Source organism: Caloramator proteoclasticus DSM 10124 (genome assembly GCF_900129265.1).
GTDB lineage: Bacteria > Bacillota > Clostridia > Clostridiales > Caloramatoraceae > Thermobrachium > Thermobrachium proteoclasticum.
Map to the genome: position 1 here is coordinate 1 of NZ_FQVG01000058.1, position 15,845 is coordinate 15,845.

A 15,845-nucleotide genomic window follows, 5' to 3' on the forward strand; every position below is an offset into this window, starting at 1 on the left:
ATAGATACAATAAGGCTTAAACTAATGAAAATAGCCTCAAGAATAGTAAGAAGTAGTCGCTACATAATATTTAAGCTTTGCAGTAGCTACGCATATAAAAATGATTTTTATGAGATTGTAGCAAATATTCACAAGTTAGAATGAAATTCTTTTATTATTGTTCTTTGATAAGTTCAAAAAGTAAAATTTTATACTATAGGTGAAATCTATTCTTCTTTAATGTAAATATCTGTAATTTATGAAAATTTTATTCATATAACAATTATACTAAGATTTCTTATAAATATTTTTCAGTTTAATTTTTGGTTGGTGAATAATTCAGGTTTCAATTATTCTAAATTATTTATATATTCATAAGAAAATCTAATATAGTATTAAAATTACTAATGACAAAAAATTAACAAAATGTATTATAATTATAAATGTAAAGAAAATTCTATAAATAAAACAGTTAATCAATTAACAAATAAGGGGGGATTTATGTGGGAGAAACAAAAATTCAAACTTCAACAAGGGCACAGACAAAAAAGAAAAAGGTAAACCAAATTCCTTTTGGAGTAGCACTACTTATTGCAATTATAGGAATAGGTTTCTTTGCTGCAAATCAATCACCTAAAGCTGCACTTATGTGGACATTTGGAGTTGCATTAGGTTATACTTTGCAAAGGTCAAGATTCTGCTTTACAGCTTCAATGAGGGATCCTGTTTTAACAGGAAGTACATCATTAACTAAGGCTGTAATTATTGCAATTGCTACAGCAACAGTTGGTTTTGCATCAATTCAATATGCTGCATTTTTAAAGGATCCAGCAAAGATACCAGGTAATATCTCACCAGTTGGAATTCATACAGCAATAGGAGCAATAATGTTTGGTATAGGTATGGTTATAGCCGGTGGATGTGCATCAGGTACACTTATGAGGGTTGGAGAAGGCTTTATGATGCAATGGCTGTCCTTAGTGTTCTTTATAATAGGTTCACTTTGGGGAGCACACGATTTTGGATGGTGGTCAAAAGCTTTAATTTCAAAAACAAAACCAGTATTTTTACCAAATGTATTAGGTTGGCCACTTGCAATACTTATTCAATTTGGATTGTTATTTGTAATATACATTGTGGCAGATTGGTATGGCAATAAAAATGTAAATGAATAATAAGGAGGAGATTACTATGGCAGAATACAGATTAGATTGTTTAGGAGAAGCTTGTCCTGTACCACTACTTAAGACTCAAAAGAAAATGGAAACTCTAAAGGTTGGAGATATACTAATAGTTGAAATTGATCACAGTTGTGCTGTAAAAAACGTTCCGGAGTGGGCAAGAAAAGAAGGATATAATGTAGAAATTGAAGAAGTTGATGATGGTCAATGGGAGATATATATTGAAAAAACAAAATAGTCACCTATATAGATATTTAAGGAGGGGGGATGTAAATGAAAATTCAAGATAATCCTTATTACAAGAAGCTGTTAAAGGACCCTTGGAGCTATACATCAGGTGCAGTTATATTAGCACTTTTAAATATAGGTTTATTAGCGTCAACTGGTAAAGCGTGGGGTGTAACAACACCATTCTCCTATTGGGGTGCTTGGATATATAAGGTATTAGGAGGAAACCCAGAAAGCTGGTTCTATTTCCAACAAAAAGCACACGCAGAAGCCATTAAGGCAGGTTTTTGGATGGATGCACATAGTGTATCGAACTTAGGTATTATATTTGGTGCCTTTTTAGCAACTCTTCTTGCTTCACAATTTAAGATTAAAAAGATTAAGTCTTGGAAGCAGGTTGTAGCTGCAATAATAGGTGGACTTTTAATGGGATATGGTGCAAGAATTTCCTTTGGATGTAATATAGGTGCTCTTTTTAGTGGAGTTGCTTCAATGTCACTACACGGCTGGGTATTTATGATATTCATATTTGTTGGAGCATTTATAGGAAGTAAGCTGTTAGTTAAATACTTTATGTAATATATGGCTCGGGTAACCGAGCCTAATCTTTAGGAGGGTTAAGTATGGAGAAAAAACACGAGTATTATGATGTTGCCATAATAGGTGGAGGAGCAGCTGGGCTTACAGCAGCAATTTATTGTGGACGTGCAAGGCTTAAAACAATATTATTTGAAAAATCACTTTTAGGTGGACTTGCTACTTATACAAGCGAAATAGAAAATTATCCTGGATTTCCAGAAGGAGAAACAGGAACAGGGCTTATGAACCTATTTACAAAGCAGGCAAAAAAGTTTGGAGTAACAATTAAGCAGACAGATGTAAAGGCTGTAAATTTAGAAGGAAAAGATAAAACACTTGAGACATTTAGAGTTATATATCACGCAAAGGCAGTTATAATTGCAACCGGAGGAAAGCCAAGATTAACAAAGGCACAAAATGAAGAAAACTTTTTATATGATAAGGGAATTTCCTTCTGTGCTACCTGTGATGCTGCATATTATACAGATAAAACAGTTATGGTTATAGGAAGTGGAGATGCAGCGATAGAGGAGGGAATATTCTTAACAAAGTTTGCAAAGAAAGTGATTGTATCTGTTATTCACGATGTTGGTATAATGGATGCAAATAAAATAGCACAAGAACAGGCTATGAATAATCCTAAAATGGAGTTTATTTGGAATACAATGGTGCATTCCTTTGAAGGAGAAGAAAGATTAAATAAGGTTATTTTAAAAAATGTAAAGACAGGGGATTTAATTGAAGTTCCTGTAGATGGTTGTTTCCTATTTATTGGATATGAACCAAATACAGAAATTTTCAAAGGACAAATTAATATGAATAAGAACGGATACATTATAACAGATGAGAATATGCAGACAAATATAGATGGAGTTTTTGCAGCAGGAGATGTTAGGGCAAAGGCTATAAAGCAGGTTGCAACAGCAGTAGGTGATGGTGCAATAGCAGGAATTATGGCAGAAAAGTATGTAGCAGAATCGGAACTTTTTGAAAACGAAATAATGCAAAAGGATAAAATTGGTCTTATTTATCTATGGTCTCCAATTGATGAAAAGAGTAGAGAAAGCTTAAAGGTTATTGAAGATATTGAAAGGGAATATAGAGATATGTTAAAGGTATTTAAGATAGATGTTTATAAGAATGCTACACTTGCTGCAAGATTGGGAGATGTTGAGGCACTTACATTGTATTATACAAAGGAAGGTAAGGTAGTAAAGAAGGATAATAATATTGATAAGGATGCTATAATTGAGAATTTAAAGGCTTTAGCATAATATATTTTGTAATAAAAGCCCCACAAAGGAATGGTTAATAAATTCTTTGATGGGGCTTTTTAGATTTTAGCGAACAATTAAGTTTGTCAACAGTCTGAATAACTTAGGTTTCATTAAGATTTAGAATACTGTTTAAAATATAGATTACTTTTGTAAACTTTGTTTAAACCTAAAATAGAATATAAAGGCAACTAATTGACATATTGCAGCAAACATAATTATTGATAATGTGGATACTTCATATAAATAACCCATTATAACACTTCCAATTAGCATTGATATACCATATATTGTATAAAAAATACCATAGGCTCTTCCACGTATATCCTTAGTTGTTATATCAGCAATTGCAGCCTTTAGTATAGTTTCGTGAATGCTCATTACAATACCCCAAAGCATAACAGATACTACAGCAAAGTACATATTTTTAGAAAAACCTAAAATCACAAGGGCTACTGAAAGGATAGGCACAAACATAAGAGCTTTAAAGCCTTTTTTATCATAGTATTTTCCGATGATAAGAGCAAACAATCCATCAAGTGCCATTGCAACGGCATATAGTGTAGGGATTACCCCCTCTAATATTATCTTTTTATTTAAGAAATGATAAGAAAGTATAGGGAAATTAACAAAACCAACTATACTAAAGAAGATGAATAGGGAGTAGTTTATAAATTTTTCAGTATATAAAGCTTTATTACTTTTAATGTCAACCTTCTTTTCAGTTTTTATATCTTCCTCAAGTTCCTTTGGATTAGGAACTCTAATTCTTGCAAATATTACAAATCCGATGGTTAAAAGTGCAGGAATTAGCATAAATTTAAATCCTGCTTTATATGTTCCTGTAAGTGTTAAGGCAAAAGTAAATACAAGAGGTCCAATTAGTGCTCCAAGCTGGTCAACTGCCTCTAAAATACCAAATCCAAAACCAGTTCCTACGTGCTTTGTTGCGTGGGATAGCATTGAGCTTTTTCCAGGGCTTCTAATTGCTTTACCAAGTCTTTCACATAGCACAAATATTGCGGCAACCTTCCAAGTATTAGAAAAACCTAAAAGTGGAACTGATAGTAAAAGGGCATATCCAAGAATAGTAATAGGCCAATCCATTCCTGTTTTGTCAACAAAGTATCCTGAAGCCAATCTAAAGGTATAACCTAAAAACTCACCAAGTCCTGTTATAAATCCTATTATTGTTGCTGTTGCACCCAATGATGCAAGATATGTACCATATACACTTCTTGCACCTTCATAGGTAATATCACCTAAGGCACTTATAATGCCAAATAGAATAATAAATTCTACAGCTATTTTTTTCTTGTTCTTCAATTTTACCCCTCCTTAATTTGATATAAATATTATAATATTTTATACTTATTAGTACAATAGTTTATGGAAATAATATATGTTAACTAAGAAATTTTTAACACTAAATTAACTTTACAGGTAACATATTTATACATTATTATATAATTAAATAATATTAAGAGGTGATAATATGAGAATAGCAGTTATATCTGACATTCACAGCAACATATATGCTCTTGAGAAGGTTTTAGAGGATATAGAAAGAAGAAATGTTGATTTAACAGTATGTTTAGGAGACCTTGTAGGCTATGGAACTCATCCAAACGAAGTAATTGAACTTATCAGAAGGAAAAATATACTAGCTATAATGGGTAACTATGATGATGCAGTTGGATTTGAAAGAATGGTTTGTGGATGTGATTACCCAGATCCTAAGGATGCTGAAAATGCTGGAATATCACTTGGCTGGACAGTAGAAAACACAACTGAGGAAAATAAGAGATTTTTAAGAGAGCTTCCAAAGGAGGCAGTACTTAGCATTGGAGATAGAAGGTTTATATTTGTTCACGGAAGCCCAAGAAAGATAAATGAATATTTAAAGGAAAATTCAAAGGAAGCAGAAGAGGTTATGGGAGAAATAGGATACGATATTTTAGTTTGTGGACACACACACGTGCCATATTTTAAAAGATATTATAATAAGATGCTTATAAACTCAGGTAGTGTAGGTAAACCTAAAAACGGAAGACCAGATGCAAATTATATTATTATAGATGCAGATGATGAACTTAAGGTTGAAATAATGTATGTACCATACGACTATGAAAGGGCTGCACAGGATATGGAGGAGGCAGGAATGCCAGAGAGCTTCATAAATAATATAAGAACTGGAAGGGCATAAATGCCCTTTTTTACTTATATCTTGCATATATTTGTTTAGAGAATTATAATATTATTAACTACAGAATAAGGGGTGTTAAAGGTGACACAGGAAGAAATGATTGTTAAAATATTTAAGGCATTAGGACATCCAATAAGATATAAAATAGTAAAATCTTTAGCAGATGGGCCAGAATGTGTATGTAAACTTAATGAAAATATAGAGTTTAGTCAATCAAATCTTTCACAGCATTTAAGAATATTAAAGGATGCTGGTGTAGTTAAGGGAGAGAAGGTTGGGCTTAATATTCACTATAGTTTAGCATCTGATGAAATAAAGGAGCTATTGAAAGTTGCTGAAGAGGTTGTTGAAGCAAAATTAAAGCATCTAAAATAAGCTAACAAGAGGTGCCTGTCGCCTTTTGTTAGCTTATTACAAATATTTCTGACAAATCTCACCTTGACATAACGTAATAAAATATATATAATGTAATAGTCAGCACTTGGAGAGATGGCTGAGCTGGTCGAAGGCGCGCGACTGGAAATCGCGTATACGGACAAAACCCGTATCGGGGGTTCGAATCCCCCTCTCTCCGCCATGACCGTGCTAGACGGGGAGGTAGCGGTGCCCTGTAACCTGCAATCCGCTATAGCAGGGTTGAATTCCTTACCTAGGTGTAAGCATGTAGGGACTGACCTGGGTAAGTGGTGTTGAAGATTGGGTCCTGCGCAACGGAAATTCATGAACCCCGCCAGGTCCGGAAGGAAGCAACGGTAAGTGAACACTTTCGTGTGCCGCGGGTAAGCCTGATTGGAGCTTACTGCTCAGGTAACGCTTGTAGGCTTACATCGAAGTAAGGTGCACGGTCTAAAAAAATAGCCTTAAGGGCTTTTTTTTTATACTTTTTTAAATTACTATAATTGGTTATAATTATTTAAGGGGTGATAATATGTACAAAGCCCTTTATAGAGAGTTTAGACCACAAAACTTCAGCCAAGTTGTAGGGCAGGAACATATAGTAAGAACACTTAAAAATCAAATATTGCAAAATAAAATTCCTCACGCATATTTATTCTGTGGAACTCGTGGAACAGGAAAGACGTCAACGGCAAAAATATTATCAAAGGCTGTAAACTGTCTAAATTTAGTTGATGCAGAACCTTGTAATGAATGTGAGATGTGTAGGGAGATAAATGCAGGAACATTAATAGATGTTTTTGAAATAGATGCTGCGTCAAACAACAGAGTTGAAAATGTAAGGGAACTTATAGAGGATGTGAAATATCCACCTCATAGAGCAAGATATAAGGTGTATATAATAGATGAGGTTCATATGCTCTCACAAAGTGCCTTTAATGCCCTTTTAAAGACTTTAGAAGAACCACCAAAGCACGTTATTTTTATACTTGCAACAACAGACCCACAAAAGGTACCCCCTACTATACTTTCAAGATGTCAAAGGTTTGACTTCAAGAGAATTACAACAAAGGATATGGTATCAAGATTGAGGAACGTTGTTCGTCAGGTAGGAGCACTTTGTGATGATGATACGCTTGAACTTATATCTCGTGTTTCAGATGGTGCAATGCGTGATGCACTTTCAATTTTAGATCAGGCAATTGCAATGTCTGATGGTAAAGTTGAATACCAAAGAGTTTCTGAAATGCTTGGACTTACATCTAATGAACATATTTTTAATCTTGTGGATTTTATGATTGATAGGAACATAGAGGGGGCAATAAGGACGATTGACGAGGTTATATTAAGTGGTAAGGATGTAGTTCAGTTTATTAAAGATATGACAAGGCATTTTAGAAACCTACTGCTTGCTAAGGTTAGTAAAAATCCTGAAGAAATACTTGATTTAAGCAAGGATACAATAAACAGATTGGTTGAACAGTCGAGGAAGCTAAGAAGTGAGGAAATAATGAGGGCTGTTAATCTATTTGTTGAGGCAGAAAATTCAACAAAGATTACAAATCAATGGAGAATACTCCTTGAGATGACTGTAATTAGATATTGTAAAAGGGAGTATGATATTTCTGTTGAAACTATTATGTCAAGGCTAAATACTTTAGAGGAAAGAATAAGGGAAGGAAACTTTATCGTACAAAGCACAGAACCAAAGATACAAACACCAAAACAAAAGCCCAATGTAGCAAAAAAGGTAGAAGAGCAACCAATCAAAAAGGAAATGGCTTTATCAGAACTTCCTGTACTTGATGTATCTATAAATGAAGTTAGAGCAAGCTGGCACGATGTATTAAACTTACTTAAGGCAAATAAAAAGATGATAATATATGCATATCTTGAGCCTGGGGATGTTGTAGAAACGAAGGGCAATAAGATAGTTGTAGGATTTGATAAAAAGTATTCCTTTAGCAAGGATAACCTTGAAAAGGCAGAAAATAAAAAGGTAGTTGAAGAATATTTCTCAAAGGTTTTAAAGAAGGATGTTAAATTTGAATTTAGAATATTAGGAGACCCTATGGAGGATGAAATAGACAGGGTAAAGAGTGTTTTAGGTGAGGATTTAGTTGAAATAGTAGAGTAGTTTGTGATTGAATTTACAGAAACTAACTGGTACAATAAGAAGGTAAAATGAATATAATAAAATGATAGTGAATTAAGGGAGGTTTTTATATGTTTAAAGGTGGAATGCCCCCAATGGGTGGAAATATGAACAATTTACTAAAGCAGGCACAAAAGCTTCAAAAGCAAATAGAAGAAATGAGAGCAAAGCTTGAGCAAGAAACTGTTGAAGCAACTGTTGGTGGCGGAAAGGTTAAGGCAGTTGCAAACGGAAAGAAGGAAATAGTTGATATCGTTATTGATAGAGAAGTTGTTGACCCAGATGATGTTGAAATGCTACAAGACCTTGTTTTAGCAGCAGTAAATGAAGCTTTAAAGAAGGCAGAAGAAATGATGGCAAATGAAATGGGTAAACTTACAGGTGGGCTAAATATGCCTGGTCTTTTCTAAGGAGTGAGTTAGTTGTTTTATCCTATTAAGGTTGCAAAATTAATTGAAGAACTTTCAAAGCTTCCGGGTGTTGGAAACAAAACAGCCCAGAGGCTTGCTTTTTATATTATAAATATGGATAAAAGAGATGTGGAATCTCTTGCTGATGCGATAATTGAAGCAAAGGAAACGATTAAATATTGTTCTGTTTGTGGCAATTTAACTGATACAGACCCTTGCGTAATTTGTTCAAACACAGCAAGGGATAGAAGTACGATTTGTGTAGTTCAGGAGCCTAAGGATGTTATTGCAATGGAGAGAACAAAGGAATACAAAGGTTTATACCACGTTCTTCACGGAGCAATTTCTCCAATGCTTGGTATTGGACCCGATGACATAAAAATAAAAGAACTTTTGTCAAGAATGAATGAAGAAGTAAAAGAGGTTATCATTGCAACGAACCCAAATGTTGAGGGAGAGGCTACAGCTATGTATATAGCAAGGCTTATAAAACCTCTTGGTATAAAGGTTTCAAGAATAGCCCACGGAATTCCTGTAGGCGGGGACATAGAATATGCAGATGAGGTAACGCTTCTTAAAGCCCTTGAAGGCAGAAGAGAAATATAAGTGCCACCCAAGTTGTTGTCTCCCTCAAAAAAACTCCTTCAATTCCAATTAAACTCCTTCAAAAGAAAATAAACTTGTTCAAAAAAAGGAAGAGTAAATTAAGGCTCTTCCTTTTATTTTTGAAAAAGGATTTTAGGATTTAGTAGGATAGGGCATTAGGGTATGGGAATTAGGGAGATAGTGATTTAGGATTTTAGGAATAAATAAGTGGGGGATAATAGGGAATGAAATTTTGGGGTTTGAATAGATAGAGTTGATAGAAAGTAAGTAAAATAGAGAGTTTTAAGAGATTAATTAAATAGAGATAATAAGTATTTGTAAGATTATAATAAAAGGTGAAAAGCAAGAATTATAAATGATTAATATAAGGGAAATTATATACCCCCTAATTTTCTAAAATCCTATTCCTCTATTCTTCCTAAAAAACTAAAATCCTACCCCCCTAAAATCCTAATTTTTGAACAACTTTATTTTCCTTTTCGACAAATGAAAATGGAAATTTAAGGATAAAAATTGGAAATTTTTTTGAGAATTTTGAAGGACTTTTTTTGATGGTATTAAATGGGATGTAGATTTTTCAAGGGTTTTAAGGGAGCGGTTTTGAAGGAGTTTTTTTGACGGAAACAAGTGAAATGTGACATTTTTCAAAATTTACAATCATTTCACTTGGGTGTATTTTTAATAAAAAGAATAGGGGGATTATTATGGATTATCTTATAAGGCCAATAAGACTTGAAGATGCTGAGGCTATAAACGAAATGAGAAGAATGGATGGGGTTAGGGAAACAATTTTGGGAATCAAAAGTGAAAGAATAAATAAAACAGAGGATTTTATTAAAGGATTAGGAGCTAATGATCATATACTTGTTGCAGAGGTTAATAATGTTGAGAGGAAGGTTGTTGGAGTTGTTGGACTCCATATAAATACAAGTCTTAGGGCAAGACACTGTGCAAGTGTTTGGATTATGGTACATAAAGACTATCAAGGTATGGGGATAGGGAAAGCCCTGCTTAAAGAAGTGTTAGACCTTGCTGATAACTGGCTAAAGCTTGTAAGAGTTGAGCTTTCCGTTTTTGTGGATAATGAAAGGGCGATAAATCTCTATAAGTCCTTAGGATTCCAAATAGAGGGAACAAAAAAATATGCAGCCATAAAAAATGGAGAATATGCAGATGAATTTATAATGGCAAGATATAAAATTTAATTGTAATTTTAAAAAGTATGAGGAAGGTTTTTTACCTTCCTCATTAATTTTGTTGGTTGCAGTTGTTATATCTATATTTTCAAAAAATGCTATTTCCAAGTTTGAACTATTATACTTGAGACTGCGACTGAAAACCAAACAATTAGACCAAATAAGAGAGGTTTTATGCCTGTTTGAAGTATCTTTTTAAAGTCTGTTGAAAGTCCTATAGCAGAAAGTGCCATAACAATCATAAATTTACCTATTGTGTTTATATATGAAATAATTTCTTTTGGGAATAACCCAATTGTATTTAAAATAGAAGCTATTAAAAACCAAATGATAAACCAAGGAAATATTTTCTTAAAGCTATAATTTACCCCCAGATTTTGTTTTGATTCTTTTTTCTTTTGTATTGAAGTTATAATTGCAAAAACTAAAGAAATAGGGATAATCATAGTTGTTCTTGTTAATTTAACAATAGTAGCATAGGCACCTGCAGCATTGCTGTATATGTATCCTGCTGCTACAACAGATGATGTATCGTTTATTGCAGTTCCTGCCCAAAGTCCAAATTGCTTATCATTAAATCCAATTATGTGACCAAGTGAAGGGAAAATAAGAACAGCTATAACATTAAATAAAAATATTGTAGATATTGAATATGCAACCTCCATTTCATCTGCTTCAATTATTGGAGATATTGCAGCGATTGCAGAACCACCACATATTGCTGTTCCAACGCCTATAAGTGATTTTAATTTATATGGTATATCAAGAAGTTTTCCAAAGACAAATGCGGTAATAAAGGCAACTGAAAGAGTAATAAAAGTAACTGATAATGATTCAATACCCGTTTCATAAATTTGTTTAATGTTTAAACCTGCACCAAGTACAATGATTGCCCATTGGAGAATTTTTTTAGAAGTAAATTTTATACCTTCTTGAGAGTTTTTTGGTTTTCCTATTGTATTATTAATAAGAATTCCTAAAATAATTCCAAACACAGGCCCACCTATTATAGGAAACATTTTACCAAGTTTGTAGGCTATGATAGACAAAATAAGAGATAGAAGAATTCCTTGATAATTTTTTCTAATCCATTCCATAATGTCATCTCCTTTTGCAAAAGTTTTAACAAATATAATATTAAAGCCACACATATGTATAAACAATAAAAGATTTATTATAAAACTATAACAATATGTTATAATAATTATGTATTTTTATGATAAATGTGTGGGGATGGTAGGTTTGATGGATGTAAAATTAGTTTCGTTTATTGCCCTTGCAAAATTTAAAAACTATACAAATGCAGCTGAATATCTTAATTTATCTCAGCCTGCTGTATCTAATCATATTAAGTTGCTTGAGGAATATTATGGTACTAAACTTTTTAAGAAAGTAGGAAGAAATATAGAATTAACTGAAGAAGGGAAAATATTATTTAAATATGCACAGGATATAGACGTTTTATATAGAAAAGCATTAGATGAGATTAAAAATAAATCGGGAATACATAGAACATATAAAGTAGGGGCAAGTATGACAATTGGGGGGTATGTGTTGCCTAAAATATTAGCAAAGCATCAAAAACAAAATCCCAATATTAGAATTTTACTTGAGGTATATAATACAGAAGATATAGAAGATAAATTGTTAAAGAGGAAATTAGATTTTGCTGTTGTTGAGGGGCCTTTTGATAAGCAAAAATTTTGTTATAGCAAATTTAAAGATGATGAGCTGATATTAGCTGTTTCTCCAGAACATTATTTTGCAAATAAAAAAGAGGTAGATATAAAAGATATTATAAAGGGCAATTTAATATTAAGAGAAAATGGTTCTGGTACAAGAAAGATATTTGAACAAATTGTTTTAGGAACAGGGTATGATATTAAAGATATAAATATTCATATGGAGATAGGTAATATCAATGCAATAATATCATTGGTTGAGGCTAACTTAGGTTATACAATAATATCGCGAGAGGCTATAAAAAAAGAGCTTAAGATTGGAACTTTAAAAGAGGTTCCAATTAAAGATATACGTATATATAGGGAGTTTAACTTTATATATTTAGATGAGGCTAAGGATAGTTTTGTATTTGATTTTATGGATTTTTGTATAAAAAATGTATGAGGAAGGTTTAAAACCTTCCTTCAGGCTGTTGAAAAAGTTATATATTGATTAGCCCCATGAAGGATTTCTTGGGCATTCGTTCATTTCGCTAATCAATTCTAAGCTTTTCTTTGTTTGAAAAAGTCCTACCCTCGCGATGCCATCGTCCTGATGGCCGCTCGGCTCGGCACGTCCTGTGCCGAATTACGGACTTTTCCAAAGTCGAAAAGCTAAGAATTGCTAAAGCTCATGAAAGAGCCCATTGAAATCCATTCATTGGGCTTTTTCAAAATTTAGCTAACAATTAGGTTTGTCAACAATCTGAATAAGGTTTAAACCTTACTTACTCATCCTGTAGTAAAGTTTTTATAATGTTTACTGCTGTATCTTCATCTCCCATTTTAAACCATATATAGTATTTACACATTTTACATTGAGGTTGATTTTTGCCCTTGCAGGTGTTTTTAATTAATTCTATTGCCTCAAAGCATTTAGGTTTATCATTCATAAATATTACCCCCATAAACTTATATTTACATTAATGTTATCGTATTATTTTGGATAAACTATATCTTCTCTTCAGGATTTGTAATAATAAATTTGTGGGGTAATATTGTGTTTTGCTAAGGTATCTTAGGGCTTTAAAGTTATTTCATATAAATAGGCTTTATTGGCACTAACTTTTAAATTTACAATACCATCTTTACATATATAAGCATTTTTTTCATTAAATACTTCATTTATACTACTCTTATCAGTTACTCCAATAAGTCTTCCGTTTATAGAAACCTCTTTATCTGCATTCTCCATTGATACAACAGTTATAAATGCCTTTTCGTTATTAAATCTTGCAAAGGCAATAATTGAACCTTCTGCATAAAGAATTTTAAACCCGCCGTTTTTTAAGACATCTTCTTTTGTTCTAAGGTGAGCTAATTTTTTATATAGGTTGTAGTGATTTTTATTCCACTTGTCTTCTTCCCAAGGTATACAGTATCTACAGCCTTCACCATAACGCAGATCTCCTTCAATTGCAACCTCATCACCATAATAGATAGATGGAACTCCAGGGAAAGTAAATAACATAACAACAGCACAACGGTAAGTTTCAAAATCTATATGTGGCATTATATGAAGTCTATGTACATCGTGGCTGTCTAATAGGTTAAACTGATTCATCTTAACTTGATATGGAAGTTGTGCAAGATGCTGACTAAGTTGCTTTGCAAGTTTCACAGCGTCTTTGTGTTTGCTTTTTAAAGGTATATGGGTTCTTGTTAGATAAACATCTATATCACCAATAAAATCTCTAACAGGTCTTTGAAATCCATAATAATTCATAGCAGCATCCCATTTATCTCCCTGAAGATACTTTGAAGTATCTGCCCAATGTTCTGCCAATAGATACATATCTGATTTTGTTTCCTTTAAATGTTGTCTTAGTTCAATCCAAACTTCATTAGATACATCTATTTCATCTTTTCTTGCCATATTATTTGCAACATCAAGTCTCCAACCATCTATATTGTATGGAGGTTTTAACCAAGTTTGAAGAACAGAATTAGGACTTCTATATATAATGTCCCTTAATTTCTGAGAACGGTAGTCTAAACTTGGGAGAGTGTCTACCCCCATCCACCTAAAATATTCTCCATTTTCATCAAAATAATAGTATTCTCTTTCTTCAGCGTTCTTATCATTATATGCACCAGTTGATTTATCAAAAAATCCTTCTTTATTAAACCATCTATGTCCTGAACCTGTATGATTTACAGATATATCAAGTATAATTTTCATATCGTTTTTATGAAGTTCATCAACTAATTCCTTTAGTGCTTCATTTCCACCAAAGTGCGGGTCGACTTGAAAATAATCTATACAGTCGTATTTATGGTGAGAAGGTGCCCAAAATATTGGATTAATGTAAACTGCATTGACACCCAACTCCTTTAAATAAGGAATTTTTTGTTTTATTCCTTCTAAATCGCCACCATAAAAATCTAAACAGTGTCCTTCGCTATATTCTACAGGTTTTTTGCCCCAAGGTTGTTTTGAAGTAGGATGCCCATCTAAAAAATATTCTTCATCCTGTACATCATTATCTGGATTTCCGTTATAAAATCGGTCAGGGAATATTTGATAAAAAACACAATCTCTTACCCATTCAGGGTTCTCATAATCTGCAATTATCTTAAAATCATAGTGTTCGTTTGGGTCGTAGTTTGTAACCTCAAGTTGATTATAATAATACACATCATCCTCAGTTGCAATCATAAAACGGTAATTAATTGATTTTTCACTTATTTTTAAATCTGTACTGTAGTAGGCAAATATATCATCTTCCCCTTCTCTTTTCATTTCTATCATATGATGTTCCCCATTTGGGAGGTATCTTAAAAATACAGCTTTAATAGGTGCATCCTTAAAAACTCTAAGGCTAACTTTAATTGTTTCGCCTAATCTTGGATTAGGATTGCTTAAAAAATTCCTTGAACCATCAGAATAGATACTTTGCTTCCAATCCATCTTTTTCTCTCCTTTTTATTATACTTAAACGTTTAAGAAAATTATATCATAAAAGCATATTGTATGTAAGGTAAAAGTATAACAATACAATAATAAATTCTATATTGTTGTTCTTATAATGAAAAATAAAAAGTATATTACATAATGTTGCTGAAGAGGAAATAATGAGATGTGGAATAAGTAAGTTTTAAGGCTGTATATGTTTTTTAGTACAATATTATCCTTATACTACATAAAAATAATTTTATACCTTAGTTTCTTTTTTTGTATAAACTCTCCTTAACTTGTCAATAATGTAGATGTAAAATGCGGAGGAGGGGTTAAAATGGATGGACATGTTTCAACCATTGATTTATTAGAAAAAGCAATAAGAGTTATAAGTTCTCCAAAGGTTCAAGAAAATAAGGAATTATTGGAGGTAAAAAGTGAAATAGAAAGGGTTCTTTCGGAAATAAAAAGTGCACAGGAAACATTTATGTATTCAACTGACCCAGATATGATAGATTATGCAATATATAAAGAAAAGGCTGAGTTTGCAAGATTAAGTTATCTATTTAAAGTGGCAAAAAGAATTAATAATATAGTTAACTATTAAGGCATATAAATATAACAAACAATCTTCATAGGGGGAGTTATATGCCTTTACAAATTGATATTAATGTTATTGTGTTTGTATTGGTTATATTGCTATTGTTTTTGTTTGTTATGGCATTGAAGGAAAAATCATTAATAGTTATTAAATTTATTTTAAAAACAGCAATAGGTGCTCTCATAATTTTTGCAGCAAATATAATAGGACAAAAATTTAACATAACAATTCCTCTCAATATATTTACTGCCTTTTGTGCTGGAGTGCTTGGAATACCAGGAATAGGGCTTATAGTTCTTTTAGAATGGACTATCTTTTAATAAGGCTCTTTGTCAATTGTTGGGGCGGGTATTCAATTAGAATGCCTGTCCTTTCTTGTTTGAGAGTGATTTTATAAAGATAGGTTGGATGGGG

Annotated in this window: 18 protein-coding genes, 1 tRNA gene and 1 other RNA gene; 16 read left to right on the forward strand and 4 right to left on the reverse strand. The window is 32.5% G+C overall.

Annotation, left to right across the window (positions count from 1 at the left end; genetic code table 11):
- From BUB63_RS11140 to BUB63_RS11160, 5 genes are all read left to right on the forward strand, one after another.
- Positions 1–144 (forward strand): transposase (locus tag BUB63_RS11140; protein ID WP_200790257.1); only part of this gene is annotated, 144 nt, incomplete at its 5' end.
- 338 nt (positions 145–482) lie between these two features.
- On the forward strand, positions 483–1,154 hold the full coding sequence (locus BUB63_RS11145; protein ID WP_051350710.1) for a YeeE/YedE thiosulfate transporter family protein: 672 nt from the start codon (positions 483–485) through the stop codon (positions 1,152–1,154).
- 16 nt (positions 1,155–1,170) lie between these two features.
- Complete coding sequence (locus BUB63_RS11150; protein WP_018666356.1) at positions 1,171–1,398, forward strand: sulfurtransferase TusA family protein; 228 nt, start codon at positions 1,171–1,173, stop codon at positions 1,396–1,398.
- A 35-nt stretch (positions 1,399–1,433) separates the two neighbouring features.
- Positions 1,434–1,967, forward strand: a complete 534-nt coding sequence (locus BUB63_RS11155; protein WP_027309221.1) for a YeeE/YedE thiosulfate transporter family protein — start codon at positions 1,434–1,436, stop codon at positions 1,965–1,967.
- A 44-nt stretch (positions 1,968–2,011) separates the two neighbouring features.
- Complete coding sequence (locus BUB63_RS11160; RefSeq protein WP_027309220.1) at positions 2,012–3,241, forward strand: FAD-dependent oxidoreductase; 1,230 nt, start codon at positions 2,012–2,014, stop codon at positions 3,239–3,241.
- Positions 3,242–3,385: 144 nt separating this feature from the next.
- Here the strand turns inward: BUB63_RS11160 and BUB63_RS11165 are convergent, their stop codons facing one another.
- Positions 3,386–4,567 carry an MFS transporter gene (locus tag BUB63_RS11165; protein WP_073249830.1) on the reverse strand — a complete coding sequence of 394 codons (1,182 nt, stop codon included), beginning with the start codon at positions 4,565–4,567 and terminating at the stop codon, positions 3,386–3,388.
- Positions 4,568–4,736: 169 nt separating this feature from the next.
- Here BUB63_RS11165 and BUB63_RS11170 point away from each other — a divergent pair, with 169 nt between their 5' ends.
- From BUB63_RS11170 to BUB63_RS11205, 8 genes are all read left to right on the forward strand, one after another.
- Positions 4,737–5,447 (forward strand): metallophosphoesterase family protein, encoded by a 711-nt coding sequence (locus BUB63_RS11170; protein ID WP_073249832.1) that lies wholly within the window; start codon positions 4,737–4,739, stop codon positions 5,445–5,447.
- 81 nt (positions 5,448–5,528) lie between these two features.
- Positions 5,529–5,822, forward strand: a complete 294-nt coding sequence (locus tag BUB63_RS11175) for an ArsR/SmtB family transcription factor (protein WP_027309217.1) — start codon at positions 5,529–5,531, stop codon at positions 5,820–5,822.
- Between the two features lie 108 nt (positions 5,823–5,930).
- Positions 5,931–6,024 (forward strand) — tRNA-Ser (locus BUB63_RS11180).
- Between the two features lie 3 nt (positions 6,025–6,027).
- Positions 6,028–6,292: signal recognition particle sRNA large type (ffs, locus tag BUB63_RS11185), an RNA gene on the forward strand.
- 83 nt (positions 6,293–6,375) lie between these two features.
- Positions 6,376–7,980 (forward strand): DNA polymerase III subunit gamma/tau, encoded by a 1,605-nt coding sequence (gene dnaX, locus BUB63_RS11190; protein WP_073249834.1) that lies wholly within the window; start codon positions 6,376–6,378, stop codon positions 7,978–7,980.
- A gap of 89 nt (positions 7,981–8,069) precedes the next feature.
- A complete protein-coding gene (locus BUB63_RS11195; RefSeq protein WP_027309213.1) occupies positions 8,070–8,408 on the forward strand; it encodes a YbaB/EbfC family nucleoid-associated protein in 339 nt (112 codons plus the stop codon).
- A 12-nt stretch (positions 8,409–8,420) separates the two neighbouring features.
- On the forward strand, positions 8,421–9,014 hold the full coding sequence (gene recR, locus BUB63_RS11200; RefSeq protein WP_027309212.1) for a recombination mediator RecR: 594 nt from the start codon (positions 8,421–8,423) through the stop codon (positions 9,012–9,014).
- Between the two features lie 704 nt (positions 9,015–9,718).
- Entirely contained in the window at positions 9,719–10,219 is a 501-nt protein-coding gene (locus tag BUB63_RS11205; RefSeq protein ID WP_073249836.1) for a GNAT family N-acetyltransferase, read from the forward strand.
- An 89-nt stretch (positions 10,220–10,308) separates the two neighbouring features.
- On the opposite strand, the gene BUB63_RS11210 is transcribed toward BUB63_RS11205, so the two are convergent.
- Entirely contained in the window at positions 10,309–11,307 is a 999-nt protein-coding gene (locus tag BUB63_RS11210) for a YeiH family protein (RefSeq protein WP_073249838.1), read from the reverse strand.
- A 148-nt stretch (positions 11,308–11,455) separates the two neighbouring features.
- Between BUB63_RS11210 and BUB63_RS11215 the strand changes: the two genes are divergently transcribed.
- Positions 11,456–12,337 (forward strand): LysR family transcriptional regulator, encoded by an 882-nt coding sequence (locus BUB63_RS11215; RefSeq protein ID WP_242947372.1) that lies wholly within the window; start codon positions 11,456–11,458, stop codon positions 12,335–12,337.
- A 322-nt stretch (positions 12,338–12,659) separates the two neighbouring features.
- On the opposite strand, the gene BUB63_RS13660 is transcribed toward BUB63_RS11215, so the two are convergent.
- Both BUB63_RS13660 and BUB63_RS11220 read right to left on the reverse strand, forming a co-directional pair.
- On the reverse strand, positions 12,660–12,824 hold the full coding sequence (locus BUB63_RS13660) for a hypothetical protein (RefSeq protein ID WP_156897910.1): 165 nt from the start codon (positions 12,822–12,824) through the stop codon (positions 12,660–12,662).
- Positions 12,825–12,949: 125 nt separating this feature from the next.
- Positions 12,950–14,842, reverse strand: a complete 1,893-nt coding sequence (locus tag BUB63_RS11220) for an alpha amylase N-terminal ig-like domain-containing protein (RefSeq protein WP_073249842.1) — start codon at positions 14,840–14,842, stop codon at positions 12,950–12,952.
- Positions 14,843–15,167: 325 nt separating this feature from the next.
- Between BUB63_RS11220 and BUB63_RS11225 the strand changes: the two genes are divergently transcribed.
- Together BUB63_RS11225 and BUB63_RS11230 are read left to right on the forward strand one after the other, a co-directional pair.
- Positions 15,168–15,437 carry a DUF2508 family protein gene (locus BUB63_RS11225; RefSeq protein ID WP_073249844.1) on the forward strand — a complete coding sequence of 90 codons (270 nt, stop codon included), beginning with the start codon at positions 15,168–15,170 and terminating at the stop codon, positions 15,435–15,437.
- A 41-nt stretch (positions 15,438–15,478) separates the two neighbouring features.
- The gene (locus BUB63_RS11230; RefSeq protein ID WP_073249846.1) at positions 15,479–15,751 is read left to right on the forward strand and encodes a pro-sigmaK processing inhibitor BofA family protein; all 273 of its coding nucleotides are present in this window, start codon (positions 15,479–15,481) and stop codon (positions 15,749–15,751) included.
- Positions 15,752–15,845: the final 94 nt, after the last annotated feature.

Coding starts and splice junctions, on each gene's coding strand:
- BUB63_RS11150 (WP_018666356.1), top strand. CDS start 1,171: ATGGCAGAATACAGATTAGATTGTTTAGGAGAAGCTTGTCCTGTACCA.
- BUB63_RS11155 (WP_027309221.1), top strand. CDS start 1,434: ATGAAAATTCAAGATAATCCTTATTACAAGAAGCTGTTAAAGGACCCT.
- BUB63_RS11160 (WP_027309220.1), top strand. CDS start 2,012: ATGGAGAAAAAACACGAGTATTATGATGTTGCCATAATAGGTGGAGGA.
- BUB63_RS11170 (WP_073249832.1), top strand. CDS start 4,737: ATGAGAATAGCAGTTATATCTGACATTCACAGCAACATATATGCTCTT.
- dnaX (WP_073249834.1), top strand. CDS start 6,376: ATGTACAAAGCCCTTTATAGAGAGTTTAGACCACAAAACTTCAGCCAA.
- BUB63_RS11195 (WP_027309213.1), top strand. CDS start 8,070: ATGTTTAAAGGTGGAATGCCCCCAATGGGTGGAAATATGAACAATTTA.
- BUB63_RS11205 (WP_073249836.1), top strand. CDS start 9,719: ATGGATTATCTTATAAGGCCAATAAGACTTGAAGATGCTGAGGCTATA.
- BUB63_RS11210 (WP_073249838.1), bottom strand. CDS start 11,307: ATGGAATGGATTAGAAAAAATTATCAAGGAATTCTTCTATCTCTTATT.
- BUB63_RS11215 (WP_242947372.1), top strand. CDS start 11,456: ATGGATGTAAAATTAGTTTCGTTTATTGCCCTTGCAAAATTTAAAAAC.
- BUB63_RS13660 (WP_156897910.1), bottom strand. CDS start 12,824: ATGAATGATAAACCTAAATGCTTTGAGGCAATAGAATTAATTAAAAAC.
- BUB63_RS11220 (WP_073249842.1), bottom strand. CDS start 14,842: ATGGATTGGAAGCAAAGTATCTATTCTGATGGTTCAAGGAATTTTTTA.
- BUB63_RS11225 (WP_073249844.1), top strand. CDS start 15,168: ATGGATGGACATGTTTCAACCATTGATTTATTAGAAAAAGCAATAAGA.
- BUB63_RS11230 (WP_073249846.1), top strand. CDS start 15,479: ATGCCTTTACAAATTGATATTAATGTTATTGTGTTTGTATTGGTTATA.